Annotated in this window: 10 protein-coding genes; 3 read left to right on the top strand and 7 right to left on the bottom strand. The window is 65.2% G+C overall.

Annotated features, from left to right (window positions below; translation table 11 throughout):
* The first annotated feature begins 68 nt into the window (after positions 1–68).
* The gene (locus ASE13_RS12575) at positions 69–848 is read left to right on the top strand and encodes a hypothetical protein (RefSeq protein WP_056616220.1); all 780 of its coding nucleotides are present in this window, start codon (positions 69–71) and stop codon (positions 846–848) included.
* 51 nt (positions 849–899) lie between these two features.
* On the opposite strand, the gene ASE13_RS12570 is transcribed toward ASE13_RS12575, so the two are convergent.
* Genes ASE13_RS12570 through ASE13_RS12555 form a run of 4 tightly spaced genes read right to left on the bottom strand, consistent with a single transcriptional unit; the run spans position 900 to position 5,736 of the window.
* Positions 900–2,156 carry a Gfo/Idh/MocA family protein gene (locus ASE13_RS12570; RefSeq protein ID WP_056616218.1) on the bottom strand — a complete coding sequence of 419 codons (1,257 nt, stop codon included), beginning with the start codon at positions 2,154–2,156 and terminating at the stop codon, positions 900–902.
* Between the two features lie 12 nt (positions 2,157–2,168).
* Positions 2,169–2,969, bottom strand: coding sequence for an FAD:protein FMN transferase (locus ASE13_RS12565; RefSeq protein WP_056616215.1), 801 nt, complete (start codon positions 2,967–2,969; stop codon positions 2,169–2,171).
* 41 nt (positions 2,970–3,010) lie between these two features.
* Complete coding sequence (locus ASE13_RS12560) at positions 3,011–4,324, bottom strand: Gfo/Idh/MocA family protein (RefSeq protein WP_056617758.1); 1,314 nt, start codon at positions 4,322–4,324, stop codon at positions 3,011–3,013.
* A 14-nt stretch (positions 4,325–4,338) separates the two neighbouring features.
* Positions 4,339–5,736 carry a DUF1080 domain-containing protein gene (locus ASE13_RS12555; RefSeq protein WP_235536963.1) on the bottom strand — a complete coding sequence of 466 codons (1,398 nt, stop codon included), beginning with the start codon at positions 5,734–5,736 and terminating at the stop codon, positions 4,339–4,341.
* Between the two features lie 506 nt (positions 5,737–6,242).
* On the opposite strand from ASE13_RS12555, the gene ASE13_RS12550 reads away from it, so the two are divergent.
* A complete protein-coding gene (locus ASE13_RS12550; protein ID WP_082596764.1) occupies positions 6,243–9,233 on the top strand; it encodes a TonB-dependent receptor in 2,991 nt (996 codons plus the stop codon).
* 231 nt (positions 9,234–9,464) lie between these two features.
* Here ASE13_RS12550 and ASE13_RS12545 read toward each other — a convergent pair whose 3' ends face one another.
* The 3 genes from ASE13_RS12545 to ASE13_RS12535 form a co-directional block, all read right to left on the bottom strand.
* Complete coding sequence (locus ASE13_RS12545; protein WP_056616209.1) at positions 9,465–11,093, bottom strand: amidohydrolase; 1,629 nt, start codon at positions 11,091–11,093, stop codon at positions 9,465–9,467.
* Between the two features lie 65 nt (positions 11,094–11,158).
* On the bottom strand, positions 11,159–14,278 hold the full coding sequence (locus tag ASE13_RS12540) for a TonB-dependent receptor plug domain-containing protein (RefSeq protein WP_235536962.1): 3,120 nt from the start codon (positions 14,276–14,278) through the stop codon (positions 11,159–11,161).
* Positions 14,279–14,581: 303 nt separating this feature from the next.
* A complete protein-coding gene (locus ASE13_RS12535; protein ID WP_235536961.1) occupies positions 14,582–15,082 on the bottom strand; it encodes an Lrp/AsnC family transcriptional regulator in 501 nt (166 codons plus the stop codon).
* Positions 15,083–15,202: 120 nt separating this feature from the next.
* Here ASE13_RS12535 and ASE13_RS12530 point away from each other — a divergent pair, with 120 nt between their 5' ends.
* Complete coding sequence (locus ASE13_RS12530; protein ID WP_056616205.1) at positions 15,203–17,608, top strand: zinc-dependent metalloprotease; 2,406 nt, start codon at positions 15,203–15,205, stop codon at positions 17,606–17,608.
* The last annotated feature ends 4 nt before the right edge of the window (positions 17,609–17,612 follow it).

Genomic DNA, 17,612 nt, shown 5'->3' with positions numbered 1-17,612 from the left:
TGGACTTGGGCCATAGTTTGGGTTCACTTTGCCGCGCGGCGAGCTCGATCGCCGGAACAGGGGGAATTATGGCAGAGGTCGGAGAAGGGCAGTACGAAATCGCCAGCGTCATTTCGCGATCGTTCGCGACGATCAGTTCCAATTTTGTGTTGTTCGCCGGGCTCGCCGTGGTCCTGGCCGGCGTGCCGGCATTTGCGCTGAATGCATGGCAGGCGAGCGTCAATGTGAATTTCGCGACGGGTCAGCCCGATCTCGGCACGGTCCTCAGCCCGTCCTATCTCGGACCGATCTTCGCGGCCTGGATCGTCGCCGTGGTGACCGGCGCCGTGCTCCAGGCGGCGCTCACCCGCGCGACCGTCCTGCACCTCTCCGGCGAGAAGCCGACCTTCGCCCAATGCCTTTCCGTCGGCCTGGCGATGATCCTGCCGATGATCGGGATCGGCATCCTGTTGTCGCTCGGCGTCGGCCTCGCGATGCTGCTACTGATCGTTCCGGGCATCATCCTGTGGCTGTGCTGGTCGGTGGTCGTGCCGGTATATGTTCAGGAGAAAGTCGGCGTGCTCGAAGCCTTCGGGCGCAGCCTGGATCTCACGCGCGGCGCGCGCTGGCGGATCTTCCTGACGATGCTGCTGGTCGTCGTCGGCCTGTGGCTGCTCAGCATCCCGGCGGGCATGCTGACCGTCGCGGCGGCCGCGAGCGGTTCGATCATCGTCACTGCATTGTTCAGTTCGGTGATCAGCGCGCTGGGCAGCATGGTGATGGTGACGGTGCAGTCGTGCATCTATGTCGAACTGCGCAACGTCAAGGAAGGCGTGGCGCCGGCCGATCTCGAGGCGATCTTCGCCTGACGCACCCGTATCGGCTACCGGGGGCGGCTACGCGCCGCCTCCGGCCCGACGTCAGACATTGACGAGCGACGTCGGCCAATCGACAGCTCGGCCGCTGTCCATCGCCTGCTCGCCCAACAGCGAGGCCACGCTCGCCCAATAGGCCTGGCGCAGCAGGCCGGGCACCGGCGTCCCGCTGCGCACCGCCTCGCCGAACGTCTCGAACTGCAGCATCGTCTCGTCATATTCGCCCCAGCCGAGCGACTCGCCCGGCGTAGTCACCGGCAATTCGGGAAACCAAGTGGCGCCGCCGATCGGCACGGGGCGCTTGCGGCCCTCCTTCACGTCCTGCGTCATCCGCCGAAGCGCGGGTACGCCCGGCGGGTTCTCCTTGAAGATCCGGCCCAGCTCGGGTTCGATCGTGCCCTTGCTCCCCTGGATCTGCTCCTCGCAGCCATAGCGGGCGTTGTTGAGCAGCGAGGTCCAGACCAGCTTCCGACCGCCGGCATAGTCATAGACCAGAGCGGCATGGTCATAGACTTCGCGGCCATCCTTCCAGAAGCAGATGCTTCCCGATCCGATCACGCGCGTCGGCGCGGCGTCGAGGAACCAGTTGGCGACTTGCAGCTGGTGCGTGGCGAGCTCGGTCATCAGCCCGGCCGAACTCTCGCGATACAGGCGCCAGTTGAGCCGGCGGTCGGTGCTGTCGGCGGGGACCGGGCGCCGCCAGCTGGTATTGCGATGCCAGCTGGCGCGGATCTGAGTGACAGTGCCGATCTCGCCGGCCTTCACGCGGCGGAGCGCATTCAGATAGGTCGGGTTGAACATGCGCTGGTGGCCGATCTGGAGCACCTTGCGGCTATCCTGCGAACGCTTCACCATCGCGCCGCAATCCATGATCGTCCGCGCCATCGCCTTCTCGCACCAGACGTGCAGCCCGGCGTCGAACGCGTCGAAGGCATGGCGCGCATGGACATGGAGCGGCGTGGCGATGACCACGGCGTCGATCCCCTTGGCATCCAGCATCGCGCGGTGATCGGCAAAGGCGGGGACACCCGCATCGACCAGCGCGCGGGCCCGCGCCAAGTGCGGTTCGTAATCGTCGCAGAGCGCCGCGACGACGCAGTTGCGGGTCTTCGCGATGTTCCGGATCAGCGTCCGGCCGCGATCGCCCGTGCCGATCACGCCCAGCCGCACGCGATCGGTCTGGAGCGGTTCGGCACCGGCGGCGAAGGCGGCCCAAGGCGCGGCAGCGGCAATTCCCGCCGATGCCTTGAGCACATGGTCGAGAAACGACCGCCGCGTCAGGTCAAAATCCTTGTCGATCATTCTGCAACAATCCTAACTGGCGAGACGGGCATCGCCTTCCTCTCGCGTAAAATCAAACAGGAAGCGGCGCGCGCTCTCCCCGAGCAGGCGGGCCGCCCGCGCATCGTCGGCGACGAGCAACGCCGTGCTCATCGCCTCCGCCCGCGCGCCGCTGCGATCCACCGCGATCGCCGTGCGTCGACCGGTGACGATCGCCCCGTCGGTCGGCCGGATCATCGGCGCACGATCCGGCGCGTGCGTTCCCGCGCCGACGGTGGCCGAAATCGAAAGCGCCTCGTCCGTCAGCTCGATTTCGACGAGGACATGATCGGATTCGAGCGGGTGCGGGATGGAAAACGGCCATCCTCCGCCGAGCGGATGCTCGCCCACCACCGCGATCGAACTCTCGCCTGCCGATAGCAGTGCCGACACGACACCCCCGCTCCGCAACACGTCGCACGCCCGGTCGAGCGCGAAGCCCTTGCCGAACCCGCCGAAGTCGAGCGCGACGGGCTGCGAGGCGCGGATGCGCGCGTTCTCGCGATCGAACGCGATCGTCTGCCATCCCGCCGCGCCAGGACGGGCATCGACTGCAGGATCGAACAGCCCAAGCGTTCCTGCATGAGCCGCCTCGATCTCGACCAGCGCGTCGAACAGCACGCGATCGTCGACCACCGCCTCGCGGCCGGCCATCAGGCATTCGTTGAGCGCAGTCGCCGCCGAAGGGCGGTGAATGGTCAGCGTGTCGTCGACTGCCTCGATCGCGCGCCGCGCCTCGATCATCGCGTCGGCACCGGGCGTTCCGAATCGATGCAGCTCGATCCGGGTACCCATCGCGACGAAGCGCTCGACCTGCGTCGTGATTGCGGCGAGCGTCAGGCCTTCACCTCCCAGCCGGGCTCATAATCGACCGACCATAATTTCATCCCCTCGGGGCTCGACGGCCTGCCGGTCGTCGCGTCCAGGGTCAGCACCGATCCGGTGCGATAGGCGATGTTCCCCAGGTGACAGAGCGTCGTGCTGATATGCCCCTCGCGGATCGGCGAGGCGAGCGCGTTCGTCCGGCCGCGGATCACGTCGACCAGATTGCCGGCATGATAGACGTCGAGCGCGCCTTCGCCCACCGTGCCGGTAGTCTCTGAGCTCGCGGCCGCGACCACCTTCCGGAGCGGCTTGCCCGCCAGATCGAACAGCTCGAATCCGTTGCGGTCGACGATCGCCGACCCCTTGGTCCCGAGGAACAGCACCCCGCGGCCGCGGCCATAGCGCTCCATTCCGTTGCAGCTGTTGCCGTCCCACCGGATCGTGCGGCCGTCGGCATAGACGAGGTCGAGCGCGAGCGTGTCGTACATCTCCCAATCGTCGCCGCGGTAGAACCGCCGCGATCCGCGCGCCGACACCGTCTTGGGATACGTGAGCCCCATCAGCCAGCGCGCCACGTCGAGCTCGTGCATCGCGTTGTTGCAGGTCTCGCCGGTCCCGTATTTCCAGAACCAGTGCCAGTTATAGGGCACGAGGTTCGAGCGATAGGGCCCGCGCGGACGCGGCCCCTGCCACAGGTCCCAGTCGAGATGCGCCGGCGGGGCCATCTCGTGTCCGCGGCCGATCGAGACGCGGTTGTTCGCATACCAGGTCTGCGCCTCGTATATCTCGCCCAATTCGCCGGCGCGGATCAGATCGGCGAGCTGGCGCGTCTCCTGGCTCGATCGCTGCTGATTGCCCACTTGCAAATGCCGTCCGGTGCGTGCCTGCACGGCGATGAGCGCCTCGCCCTCCGCGGGCACCATGCCGATCGGCTTCTCCAGATAGACGTGCTTGCCCGCGTCCATCGCATCGATCGCCAGCTTGGCATGCCAATGGTCCGGCGTGGCGACCGTCACCACGTCGATTGCCTTGCTCTCGAGCATCCGGCGATAGTCGTGCACGGTCTCCGGCGCGGGATTTCCCTTGGCGGCGAACTCGCCCGCACGCTTCGCCAGCACCTTTGAATCGACGTCGACGAGATGGGTGACCGCGACGTTCGGCAGCTTGGTGAACGCGCTCATATGCGCCTGTCCGCGGCCGTTCACCCCGATCACCGCGACGCGCAGGCGATCGTTCGCGCCCTTGATCCGGGCGTAGCTGCGCGCGCTCATCGCCATGCCCAGCGTCGCGCCCGCACCCTTGATCACTGTCCGGCGGTTCAGCATCGATCCCGTCCCTTTCACAACTCGCGCAGCTTGATCGAGCGGAAATCGACGCGGTTGCCATGGTCCTGCAACAGGATCGGCCCAGCCTCGCGCTCGCCGAACTTCGGCCATTTCGCATATTTGCTCTGCGCGACCAGCGCGCGGAATTCGGGCGATCCCCGTTCGTATTCGACCACCTTGAAGCCGTTCAGCCAGTGCTCGACATGGCGGCCGCGAACGACGATCACCGCCCGGTTCCACTCGCCCGGCGGGTTGAACCTCTTGTTCGGACTGGCCGGATCGGAGAGGTTCCGCGCAGTGATCAGGTCGTAGAGCGAACCGAGCGTGCGATTGCCGTCGCGGCCCATCTTGGCATCGGGATGGCGCGCATCGTCGAGCAGCTGGAATTCCAGCCCGATCGCCGAGCCCTCGCCCTTCAGCAGATCGGGGTCGACGAAATATTTGATCCCGCTATTGGCGCCGGGGGTCAGCCGGAAGTCGACCGAGAGCTCGAAATTCCGATAGTCGCGCGTCGTGATGATGTCGCCGCCATTGGTCGCTTCGGCGCCGCCCGCGCCTTCGACCGACAGGATGCCGTCGTGCATCGACCAGCCCTTCTTCGGAAAGTCAGCCGCCCTGGCGCTGCGCCAGCCGCTGCTGGTCTTGCCGTCCCACAACAATTTCCAGCCGGCGCGCCGCTCGGCGTCGGTCAGCCGGTTGGCGAGCCATCCCTGTTGCTCCAGCGGCGTCGCCCGCGAAGCGAAGCGGCCCGGTGCATCGGTGACGATCCGCACGTTGCGGAAACGCACTTCGGGCTGTCGGCTCGCTTCCGCGTCGGAGATGGCGTGGACTTGGAAGGCGATGAAACCGCGCGCGTCGGTATCGTCGGCGATATCGGCTGCCGGCACGCCATTGATGAAGGTGCGCAGGCGGTTTCCGATCGCCTCGACCCGATAGTGATTCCAGTCGCCCGAACGGAAAGCGCGCCGTGCGGCATCGTTGCGGCCGAGCGTATAGAGCCACTGGCGGCGCTGCTCGTCATAGATGCCCGCGCTCCAGCCGCGCGGCGACGGATCGATCTCGGCCTGATAACCATGGACGGCGCCCTCACGATAATCGGGCCGGCTCTGGCCGCGGATCATCACGCCCGAATTGAGTTTCTGGTCGGTCTTCGCGTCGAATTCGAGGATGAAGTCGCCATATTGCGCATCGGACACCAGCCAGCTGTTCGCCTTTCCCGGCGCGGCGCGGCCGACGAGCTCGCCGTTCGCCACGTCGAACCCGGCCTTCCCGCCGGCGGTGTGCCAGCCGGCCAGCCCGGCGCGCGGCGTTATGTCACGCCATTGCGACTGGCCTTGCGCCGCTGCCGGAAGCGGCATCATGCTCAGGAGCGGCACCGCAGCCAGGGCCAGAAACGCGATTCCTCGGGCCATGCCGCTCTCCCTCATCCTTTTACGAGCGCCGGCCGGCCCTCGCAGGGCGTTATCGCCCATTGTAACCGCTATCGCGGCGTGTTCTGCCCCATTAGTAAATTGTGGCCTGACCACGCGCAATAGGTTGTCAGACATTTTTATCTGGAAGCTGATCAGCAGCGGCTGTGGCCTGCCCAAGATGCGGGGCGTTGCTCTCGTACTCGTACAGGAATTTCGTTCCAATCCACTCTGTGGGATTCAGTCTCACATGTTAGAGATAGTCCGCCGCTTCCATTTTGGTCATGCCACATGAGCCATTTCTGTCAGACCACTGTTGTCATATATAATTGGCAATGATACCTGACCTCAGCTGACCAAGAAGACAAAAGTCGATTGTCAGCGGCGCCTGGGCGGATCGCCGGGCGTCTGGGCCTAACGGGAGAGGCGATGTGAACTGCAACCGGCGCAACAGGCGTGGACTGCTGATTTCGACTAGTTTCATTGGGCTGGCGCTAGCGTCGCCCGCCATGGGCCAGACGGTCGGGCAGGAACCCGCGCCCACCACCGGTCAAACCGCGGGGGATCCCGCCAGTCCATCCGCCCCCCAGGACGCCGCCGCTCCGCAGGCCGACGATATCGTCGTCCAGGGCTTCCGCGCCTCGCTGGACAGCGCATTGAACCTGAAGCGGCAGGAAACCGCCGCGGTCGACAGCATCGTCGCCGAGGATATCGGCAAGTTTCCCGATTCCAACCTCGCCGAATCGATGCAGCGGGTTCCCGGCGTGGCGCTCTCGCGCGGCGATGGCGGCGAAGGCCGCAACATCTCGGTGCGCGGGCTCGGCGCGCAGTTCACCCGCGTGCGCATCAACGGGATGGAAGGCGTCTCGCAGGTGACCGGGACCGACATCCGCGGCGGCGTGAGTACGGCACGCTCCTTCGACTTCATCACCTTCCCGACCGAAATCTTCTCGGCATTGTCGGTGCGCAAGACGACCTCCGCCGACGTGGAGGAAGGATCGCTCGGCGCGACGGTGGACCTGCGCGCGCCCAAGCCGTTCGACCAGAGCAAGGACTTCGCCGTCTCCGCCACTGCGCGCGGCATCTACAATGATATCAGCAAGAAGGTGGACCCGCGCCTGTCCGCATTGGTGTCGAAGAAGTTCGGCGACACGTTCGGCGTGCTCGGCAGCGTCGCTTATTCCCGGCGGCATATCGAGGAATATGCCTATTCGGCAGTCGATATCCTGCCCACCTATGTCGCCGGCCAATCGCAGTCCGTCCTGTTGCCGGGGCAGACGACGCCGACCTCGATCATCTTTCCGTTCTGCACTCCGATCGGGTACACCTATCAGGGCGTGGCCGTCACCAGCCCCGGCCCCAACAACACGGTCGGCAATCCGGGCGTCTCGGTCGGCGCCGACGCGAACAATTGCAGCACCGGCAATCCGCGCACCAGCACTCGCGCAGCCTATGACTATGTCATGAGCCGTACCGGCGTGTCCGGACGCCCGGGCGGCGGCGTGTTCCTTCCCCGCCTGCCGCGTCCGGTGAAGTCGAGCCAAGAGCAGGAGCGCATCGCCGGATCGCTGACATTGCAGTGGAAGCCGAGCGACCGCACCGACATCTCGATCGACGGCCTCTATGCGCGGTTCAAGGTCGATCGCCTCGACACGATGCTGGATGCGCGCTCGATGGGGCGCACCTTGTCGAACGGCGGCCAGCCGATGATGTCGATCAAGGAAATAGAAGTCGACGACAATGGGTCGCTGATCCACGGCTTGTGGGACGGCGTCGATCTGCGATCGGAAATGCAGAACGACAAGTTCACCTCGACCTTCCGCCAGGTCAACTTCAACTTCGATCACCGCTTCAGCGACGCTTTCCGTGTCTACGGCCTCGCCGGCGTTTCCGATTCGGTGCTGCAGGACAACAAGCTGCAGGTGGCGATCGACGCCAACGATACCGACAATTTCTCGATCGATTTCCGCGACAGCCCCAACATTCCGAAGCTGAGCTACGGCGTCGATCCGACCGATCCGACGATCTTCTCGTTCGGGCCGCCGCGGCCGGACGGCAACCAGCGCGGCCAGATATCCTATTTCGACCGCCGCAATAAGATCGTCAGCAAGACGTTCGAGCTCAATAGCGAATGGAAGGCGGCGCCCGGCTTCGCCCTGCAGACCGGCGGCCAATATCGCACGGGCACCTATACCCAGCGCCAGTTCGACCTGGCCCCGACCTACCGCCTGCCACAGACCCTGCCTGCGGGCGTTTCGCTCAGCGACCTGACGTTCACCACCACGGGAGTGAACAAGAATCTCGGCGGGAACATGCAGGATTTCGCCGCGATCGACCCGGACAAGTTCCGGGCGGCGATGAACTTCGCCAGCTATCCCTTGTGCGGCATCGAATGCGGCAGCGCCTATGGCCGGGTGGCGGAGAAATACAGCTCGGGCTATCTGATGGTGAAGTTCACCACCGAGGATACGCTGCCGTTCACGGTTCGCGGCGACGCCGGCGTCCGCTACGTCCATACCCAATTGAACACGGAGGGCACGATCCCCGTCAACGCGCCGGCCGGATCGCAATATCCGACGCTCGGCGTGATAACGCCCGTCGAGCGCTCCTATGAAGACTGGCTGCCGTCGGTCAACGTCGCGATCGACCTGACGTCGAACCTGATCGGCCGCGTGTCCGTGGCACGCGTGATGTCGCGTCCCTCCTACGGCCAGCTGATCCCGAGCGCGAGCGTCAACGCCGTCATCCGTACCGGATCGGCCAGCAATCCGTTCCTCGATCCGATCCGCGCCAACACCTTCGACGCGGCGCTCGAATGGTATTTCGCGCCGGGCTCGCTGCTGTCGGTCGCCTATTTCCACAAGAATATCGAGACCTACATCCAGAACACGAACCAGCTGGTACCGTTCAGCGATCTCAACCTGCCGCTCTCGTTGCTCTCCGGCAGCACCGCGAGTCCGTCCGAACTGTTCAACTTCTCGCGCAGCAACAACACGCCCGGCGGCCCGCTGAGCGGCGTCGAGGTCAACGTGCAATTGCCCTTCCGCTTCCTGCCGGGCTTCCTCCGCAACTTCGGCGCGCTCGCCAATTTCACGCGGGTACGGTCGAACATCAACTATATCCTGCAGACCAACCCCGTCACTGGCCAGCCGACGCTGGCCGTGACCGCCCCGCTCGTCGGCTTGTCGCCTGAGACGGCCAGCGGCACGGTCTATTATGAGGATGATCGCTTCAGCATCCGCTCGACCGTCAATTATCGTTCGGGATATCTCACCGGCATTCCGGGCCCGGTCGACAGCGACGCCAACGGCGCGGCAAGCTCGATCTTCGTCGATGCCTCGGCCTCGTACAACATCAGCGAGAACATCAAGCTCATCGCCGAAGTGCAGAACATCACCAACGAGCAGAACCGGCTCTACACCGATACGACGCGGCAGGACCCGCTATACACCGCCACTTTCGGCCGCACCTTCGCGCTGGCGCTGAACCTGCAGTTCTGACGCCGTCGCGAGGGCCGGTCCTTCCGGCAGGCGGCAGCGCACATCCAGATTCCCCTCCCTGCAAGGGAGGGGTTAGGGGTGGGTAAGGAAAGGCCGGGCTCGATGCCCGGTCTTTCCTTCTTTTCCGAACATCTCGATGGGCTCGCTACGCTCGCACCCACCCCCAGCCCCTCCCTTGCAGGGAGGGGAGCTTTCAGGCTGAAGTCAATACACCCTCGAAAATGCCGCCCGCTACTTTGCGGCGCCGAGCGCCGGGTATTTGATGCCGAGCTGGTCCAGATAGGTCGGGTACTTCTTCGGATCGTAGTAAAAGGCCTTCAGCTTCGGCCGCATGCGATCCATCAGCTCGCGGTTCAGGTGGATCGCGGGCTGATCGGCTGGCGTCAGCACCGGATCGTATTTCTGGTCCTTCAGCTGGACGTTGGCGAAGAAATCCTTCGCATCGGCGACCAGCTTCGGCTGGGTCATCAGGTCCAGCACGGTCATCGCGACCGCCTTGGCGCCGCTCACCGCCCCCTTGTGCGCGATCGGCGTCGCCATCGCGATCGCCGCCAATTTGTTGTGCGCGATCATGCTGGGGATGTTCGAGGGGAACCGGATGGTGATCGTCGGCACGTTCCACATGATGTCGCCGATATCGTCCGATCCGCCGCCGAAGGAACGGTCGCGATTCTCCGGCGTCGACAGTTCGGAAATGGTGGTCGCGAGCGGCTTGATCGGCCGCTGGTTGGCTTCCTGCACCGCGCGCGTGAATGCCTGGTCGTCCGCGGACCATTGCGGCATGCCCACTGCCTTGATGTTGGCGTAAGCGGCCTCGGCCAGCGGCTTGTTGCCGTAATTGGGCGCGGCATAGCCAAGCAGCCGGTGCTCGACCGTGGTCCCGGTCGCCTTCGCCGCCGCTTCGGACATCTCGTTGCCGAGATTGTAGAGATTGCGGACGCTGTCGAATTTCTGGTCGCGGAAATAATACCAGACCGAAGCCAGATCGGGGACGACGTTGGGCTGACCGCCGCCGTTGGTGATCACGTAATGCGAACGCTGGCTGAGCGGCAGGTGCTCACGCCGGAAGTTCCACGCCGTGTCCATGATCTCGACGCCGTCCAGCGCGCTGCGCCCCTCCCAGGGCTGGCCGGCGGCGTGCGCGGTCTTGCCGTGGAAGGTGTATTCGGCCGATACCAGCGCGTTGTTGCCCATATCGCCCCAGCCGGTGCTGAAGTCGCTGCTGACATGGGTGAAGATCGTCGCGTCGACGCCCTTGAACAGCCCCGCCTTGACGTAGAAGGCCTTGGCCGCGAGCAGCTCCTCGGCAATCCCGGGCCACAGCATCAGCCGCCCCGGGATCTTGTTCTTCTCCATGATCGTCTTGGCGGCGATCGCGGCCGCGATGATCAGCGGCATGCCGGCATTATGGCCTTCGCCATGTCCCGGTGCGCCCTCGATCATCGGCTTGAGCTCAGGCGAACCCGGATATTGCGACAGGCCCAGCAGGCAATCGACATCGCTGCCCAAAGCGATCAGCGGCCCGCCGCTTCCCCAGGTCGCGGTCCACGCGCTCGGCATGCCGGCCACGCTTTTGGTGATCTTGAAGCCGTTCTTCTCGAGGATGCCGGTCAGATATTCCATCGTTTGGAATTCCTGAAAGCCGGGCTCGGCGAAGCTGAACACCGAATCGACCATCTCCTGGACCAGTTTGGCATGGGCATCGACATTGGCCGACGCCTCGGACTTCATCGCCGCCAACTGGTCGGCGGGCAGGGGTGCCGCTTGGCGGACGGCCCGGTCGATCGGCGTGGCCGCGACCGAAGTGGTGATGGTCGAGGCGATCAAGGCGGCGGCGATGGTACGAGTGAGCGTCGACATGCGATTCTCCGGTTTGAAAGGTGAAAGCAGTGCCGGGAGCGGGCGCGATGCCACTCCCGGGCTCGTCAGAAGTGAAAGCGCACCCCCAGCCGGTATACGCGGCCGAGCACGTCGTAGAGCGCCCGGTTGGTCTGCGGATAGGCTGGCGTATTGTTGCCGGTCGGGCCGTTGCCGACCAATACCGGATCGGTATCGAAGACGTTGCGGATCGACAGGAAGCCCTGGAACTTGGCGCCGGCCATTTCGAAGCTGCGATTGGCCATCAGGTCGAAATAGATCGCGCCCGCGATATCGTTGCGGTTGACCGTGCGATTGGCCACGGTCGAGGCGGGGCAATCGGTCGCGCAGACGACGTAGCTATTGTCGTAGACGCCGCTGCTCACGCCGCGGCCGACGACCTGGAAGCCCCAGGAGTCGATGTCGTAGCCGGCGCTGAACCGATAGGTCCAGCTCGGCAGGCTGCCCGAATTCTGGCCCGCGGCTTCGGTGGGCACGTCGATGCCATTGTTGGTGTAGAGGCTGATATTGCGCGTGCCGAGCGCGCGCAGCGACAATTCGCCGCTGCCGATCGGGCGCCGGTAACTGAGCTCGATATCGACGCCCTTCGATTGGATCGAGACGAAGTTGGTCGGCCGCAGCTCGATATTGGTGATCGCGAGCCCCTGCGTGGTGACGCCGCGTCCGCCGGTGGTGGTGATCGCGGCGCAGGCTTCCGCATTGGCCTGCTCATAGCATTGGGTGACGAGGGTCTGCGCGCTGATCGTGTTGATCGCGCCCTTCAGCTTGATGTTGAAATAGTCGACCGAGGCGGCGAAGCCCGGCAGGAAGCTCGGCGTGAAGACCACGCCCAGGCCGAGCGTCTTGGCGATTTCCGGCTGCAGGCTCTGGTTGCCGATCGTCGCTTCGAGGAACTGGTCCGCGCGTTGCCCCCCGCCCGGAAGCGGCACGTTGACCGTGTTGGTGCGCCCCGTCGCCGCGGCGAACAATTCGCCCAGATTGGGCGCCCGGATGTCGCGCGAATAAGTGCCGCGCAGCTTGATGTCGTCGATGACCTGCCAGGTCAGGCCCGTCTTCCACGTCGTGACGCTGCCTGAAGTCGAATAATCGGTGACGCGGAACGCTCCGTTGAAGTCGGCGCCGTGGAACAGCGGCACGACCGTCTCGATATAGGCTTCCTTGACGTTGTACTTGCCGAAGGTCGGCACGTAATTGCCGTAGATCCAGGTCGGCGCGGACACGCCGTTGGTCACGCGCGGCTGGAACAGCGGATCGACCGATCCCGATACCGATTCCCGGCGATATTCCGCGCCGAACGCGAGCGAGATCGGCCCCGCCCACAGATCGAACAGATTGTTGGTCAAGAAGTTGAGCGCCGCGACGTCCTGCTTGAGCGTCTGCTCGCGCAGCGGCTGGAGGCCGCCATAGAAGATATAGTCGAGCGCGGCGGGAGTGACGCCGCCAACGCCGATGCGGTTGATCGGCACGCAGCCATTGCCGGGCGTGGCGAGCGTCGAGCGGCAGACGATCGTTCCCGCCGCGATCCCCGCCGCATTGCCCGCGGGCGCCACCACCGCGTCGGTCGCCAGCGCCATGCGCTCGACGTTCCATGCATTGGTGAGCAGCTCGTCGGTCTTGGTGACGCCTTTCTGATAATATGCGTCCCAGGCCCAGTCGCGGTCGAACAGGCCGAACTTGCCGTTCGCGCCGATCACGAAGCGGAACACTTCGCGCGTATTGTCGCTGCCCTGGGGCGGGATCCCGGCATTGCTGGTGCCGATCTGCACCGCGGTCACCCGCGTGGCCGCGGTCGCGTTATAGGCATTCACCTGATTGATGAACGACTGCGGCAGATAGGCATTGATCAGCCCGCCATTCGCCGCGCTGGGCGCCACCTGGATCGCCACGCCGGTGGACGGCGTCTGCTGGTAATAGCTCTGCCCGTTATAGCGGCTATAGGCGAACTGGCCGAACAGCTCGAATGCCTCGTCGAACTCGTAGCTGAGCCGCGAAAAGGCGCTGATCCGCTCCTCGCTCGGCTGGAGCGTGGCGCTGCCGAGATGGCCCTCGCGGGTATAGAGATAGTCGCCGCCGACCATCCATTGTCCGTTGACCTGGCCGAAAGCGAGGTTGCCCGTGGTCGCCCGGCCGGTGGCGGGATCGATCGTGCCGAAATAGGTGCCGCGGAAGGGGCCGGTGCTGATCAATCCGCCGGGGGTGAATTGGCTGGTGCCGATCCCCGCCTGCACCAGCCGCGCCGGATAGCAGATCGTCGCGGCATTGGTGTCGGTGCACGCCGCCGCGCTGTAGGCGGGATTGTCGATCTGGAAGAAGCCGGCGTCGTTCCAGTCGCGGTCGATCGTCTGGATGCCCTTCTGGGTGAAATATTCGCCGCTCGCGATGAAGTGGCCGCGTCCGTCGGCGAAAGGGACGCCCGCGGTCAGCGAGATCTTGTGGTTGGGCGCATCGCCATAGGTCGTGACGCCATATTCATATTCGCCCGAGAGCCCGGTGAAATCCTTGTCGAGGATGAAGTTGATCACCCCCGAGACCGCGTCCGAGCCATAAGCCGACGAGGCGCCGCCGGTCACCACCTCGACGCGCTTGATCAGGGCCTGCGGGAAGGTGTTGACGTCGACCACGCCGCTGGTCGCCGAGGCCACCGAGCGCTGGCCGTCGAACAGGACGAGCGTCCGGTTCGATCCGAGCGAGCGCAGATTGACCGATGCGATGCCGGCAAGGCCGTTGCTCAGCGATCCGTTCGAATTGGCGGGAGTCGAGCTGCCGCGCACCGAAGGCAGCGTATTGACGAAGTCGGCGATGTTGGCGGGCGCCTCGGTCTGGATCTCCTCGCTCGTGATCACGCTCACCGGGGTGGGCGCGGTATAGCCGTCGCGCTCGATCCGCGAGCCGGTGACGGTGATCTCGTCACCCTCGGCGATGGTCTGGCCGGTGACCGGGTCCACCGCGGCTTCGGGCTTGCCGCCGGGAGTGTTGACGGTTTCCTGCGGACCCGGAGTCGATTTGCCCGGGCCGCGGGCATCCTGTTCGGGTTCCAGCGCGGCCTGGGCGCGGGCCGCCTGCCCCGCCAGGCAGAATGCCAGGGCCGCCGTGGCAACGAGCCCGTACTGCGCAAGGATGGTCTTCTTGTTCGTGCGATGCGTCGGCGCAGTGTACGTCTTGTTCATGGATCACCCCTGGTTGTGGATGGGCGATCCTCTCCCCTGGAATGCGTCAGCAACCCTGTTTGACGGATCCGTCCGCAAGGCGCCGGATCCGTCTTATTGTGCAACGCACTATATCAGAGCCGTCCCGTGGCTTCCCGGCGTTCTCCAACGCGTCCGCGACGGTGATTGAAGGATTCGATCACATCGTCTCGCAGAAATAACAGAATCGTGCGCGCACCGGCGCCATGAAGAAGCTTTACTCCAACCCGCGTGGGTGGATTCGCGCGGTGAGCATGAATTTCTGCAGATGCGAAAAGCGCGTCCCTAAATCAGGCTCATCGCCTGGAGGATCGCGGGTGCGAGCGGGCGTCTTTCCACCGATCGCATCAGGAAACTGCTGCGGATCCGCGCGACGTGCGGCAAGGTGGAGAGCTCGCGCCGATAGACCCGGTCGTAATCCTCGAAGGATCGGACGTGGATCATCATGATGAAATCGGTTTCGCCCGACACGAAGCTGCAGAACGACATCGACGGGCAGCGGACCACGGCTTCCTCGAACTCGTTCAGCGCGGTTTCGGCCTGCGAGCTCAATTCGATCGAGACGAGCACGTCGATGCTGAAGCCCAGCCGGGTCTTGTCGACATCGGCGGTATAGCCCTTGATGACCCCCCGATCCTCGAGGATCTTGCGCCGGCGCGCGGTCGCGGTGCTCGAGAGGTGGATCTTCTCGCCCAGCGTGACGTCGGTGGCGCGTCCGTCGGCTACGAGCTGCTGCAGCAGCCGCATATCGGTGGCGCTCGGCCCCCGCCATTCGTTTTCGTCCACCAAAGTCGACCCCCTTTGCTGGATTCTGTCAATTTATGCGGGAAACTTGTCGGTATTTAGCGGGATGCACAACCCCCGTCCGTGCTATTTTTCGCAAGTGCAGCGTTTGGGAGACGGTGGATGAAGCGGCAGACTGGCATGGCGATGTGCGCAACCTTCGCAATCTTCCTGACCGCCCCGTCCGTCAGAGCCGATGACGGGCCGTTGCTGCCGGTCAAGGCGGAGCAGAGCGACGGTCGCATCCTGTTCACGCTGCCCGCACCCGATCGCGACGGCGTCGCGGGGCGCTTCATCTATGCGAACGCGCTGCGGTCGGGCCTCGGCTCGGCCAATCTCCGGCTGGATCGCGGCATGGTGGGGCCCGAGCAGGTCCTCGCTTTCCGCCGGATCGGCAAGAAGATCGCCGTCACTTTCGAGAATCTGCGCTTCCGCGCCACCGGCGACACCGGCGTCCAGGCAGGCGCGCGCACCAGCTTTCCGTTCAGCGTCGTCGCGATGCTCGACGTGGTCGCGACCGGGCCCGACGGCGCCGTGACGGTCGACATCGCGCCGTTCCTGACCAGGGACCTTCTGGGCATCGCCGATGCGCTGAACGAGGGCGGCAAGGGCTTTCGGCTGGTCGATTCGCTGAGCGCCACAGATCCGGCATCGGTGAAGGTCTTTCCCGACAATATCGAAGTCGACACACTGCAAACCTACCAGTCGGACGCGCCGGGAAGCGAAGTCGAGCGCATCGCCGTCGCGCCCAAGCAGATCGGCTTCATCGTCCACCACAGCTTCGTCCGGCTGCCGGCGCCGGGCTTCCAGATGCGCAAGTTCGACACGCGCTCGGCTGCCGGGGGCGAGCAATATTATGATTACGGCACCCCGCTCGGCGAAGACGTCGTGCAGCAACTCGCCAATCATTTCCGCATCGAGAAAGTCGATCCCGCCGCGCCGCGTTCGCGCGTCAAGAAGCCGATCGTCTTCTACATCGATCGCGCCGCGCCCGAGCCGATCCGCACCGCTCTGCTGGAGGGCGTGAATTACTGGCAGGCCTCGTTCGAGCGCGCCGGATTGATCGATGCCTTTCGCGCCGAGATCCTGCCCGAAGGCGCCGATCCGCTCGATATCCGCTACAACATGGTCAACTGGAGCAACCGGCTGACGCGCGGCTGGTCCTATGGCGGCGGGATCGTCGATCCGCGCACGGGCGAGATCATCAAGGGCAATGTCGTGATCGGCGCGCTCCGCGTGCGGCAGGACATGATGATCTTCGAAGGGCTGGTCGGCACCGCGGAGAACAACAGCGGATCCGCGAACGATCCGGTGCGCGTCTCGCTCGACCGTATCCGCCAGCTCGGCGCGCACGAGGTCGGCCACGCACTCGGGTTCATGCACAATTTCGCCGCCAGCATCCAGGACCGCACCTCGGTCATGGACTATCCCGGCCCGCGGATGCGGTTGGCGAACGGCAAGATCGACCTTTTCGACGCCTATGCCAAATCGGGCGGCGCGTGGGATGATTTCACCGTCGACTGGCTCTATGGCCAGCCGGCGCCCGGCGTGGATCCCGATGCGGCGGCGCGCGACAAGGCGCTGGCGGTGCAGGCGAAGGGCCTCCGCTTCGTCACCGACATAGACGGTCGCTCCCCCGATACGCCGAGCCCCTGGGGAAGCATGTGGGACGACGGTCCCGACCCCGTCGCGTCGCTCCGCCAGATCATGGCGGTGCGGAAAGTAGCGCTGGCGAATTTCGGCCCGGGCGTGCTGCGCCCGAACGAGGCGCTCGCCAATCTGCGCCGCAAGTTCGTGCCGGTCTGGCTGCTCCACCGCTACAATGTCGACGCGGTCGGCAAGCTCGTCGGCGGGATCGACTCGGATTATGCCGTGCGCGGCGACAATCACCCGACCGCCAGCCCGGTGCCCGCGGCCGCGCAGATCGCCGCGATCGATGCGCTGATGACGACCTTGTCGCGCGAGACGCTGTCGGTGCCCGATCGCCTCGTCATGCCGCTTTCCGCCGCGATCAACGGCCGCGGCGACGCGCAATTCGATCAGGAGGTGTTCCGCAACGCCGGCTCGTTCGCCTTCGATCCGCTCGTGGCCGCCGATGTCGCGGCGCAGCTCACGCTCGATTCGCTGCTGGCGCCGGCCCGACTCGCCCGCCTGTTCGAGCAGCATCGGCGCGATCCGGCGATGCCTGGGGTCGAACTGCTGCTGGATCGTATCCAGTCCGCCGCGATCGCCGCGCGCCGCGATCACGTCGGTCGGCGCATCGCCCATCGCGCGATCATGACGATCGCCCGTTCGGCGAAGGACGCGACGACCTCGCCGGACGTCGCGGCGATTCTCGAGGATCGCCTCGCCCGCCTCGCGACGAACCTGGATGCGGGCGGCTCCGGCGAGGGCGGCATCTGGAGCCGCCACATCGCGAAGCTGCTCAAGGACAAGGACCTTCTCCAGCGCGAACTCGACAAGCGCCCGGCGGCGCCGACGATCCCGCCCGGCATGCCGATCGGCGACACCGGCTGGTTCGACGACTGACCTC

Source organism: Sphingomonas sp. Root241 (genome assembly GCF_001428865.1).
Taxonomy (GTDB): Bacteria; Pseudomonadota; Alphaproteobacteria; order Sphingomonadales; family Sphingomonadaceae; genus Sphingomonas.
The sequence above is the reverse complement of the archived record's forward strand: the minus strand, read 5'-3'. Positions and strand labels throughout refer to the sequence as shown.

Excerpts from the sequence above, each read along its gene's own strand:
- ASE13_RS12575 (WP_056616220.1), top strand. The coding sequence starts at position 69 with ATGGCAGAGGTCGGAGAAGGGCAGTACGAAATCGCCAGCGTCATTTCG.
- ASE13_RS12570 (WP_056616218.1), bottom strand. The coding sequence starts at position 2,156 with ATGATCGACAAGGATTTTGACCTGACGCGGCGGTCGTTTCTCGACCAT.
- ASE13_RS12565 (WP_056616215.1), bottom strand. The coding sequence starts at position 2,969 with ATGGGTACCCGGATCGAGCTGCATCGATTCGGAACGCCCGGTGCCGAC.
- ASE13_RS12560 (WP_056617758.1), bottom strand. The coding sequence starts at position 4,324 with ATGCTGAACCGCCGGACAGTGATCAAGGGTGCGGGCGCGACGCTGGGC.
- ASE13_RS12555 (WP_235536963.1), bottom strand. The coding sequence starts at position 5,736 with ATGGCCCGAGGAATCGCGTTTCTGGCCCTGGCTGCGGTGCCGCTCCTG.
- ASE13_RS12550 (WP_082596764.1), top strand. The coding sequence starts at position 6,243 with ATGGGCCAGACGGTCGGGCAGGAACCCGCGCCCACCACCGGTCAAACC.
- ASE13_RS12545 (WP_056616209.1), bottom strand. The coding sequence starts at position 11,093 with ATGTCGACGCTCACTCGTACCATCGCCGCCGCCTTGATCGCCTCGACC.
- ASE13_RS12540 (WP_235536962.1), bottom strand. The coding sequence starts at position 14,278 with ATGAACAAGACGTACACTGCGCCGACGCATCGCACGAACAAGAAGACC.
- ASE13_RS12530 (WP_056616205.1), top strand. The coding sequence starts at position 15,203 with ATGAAGCGGCAGACTGGCATGGCGATGTGCGCAACCTTCGCAATCTTC.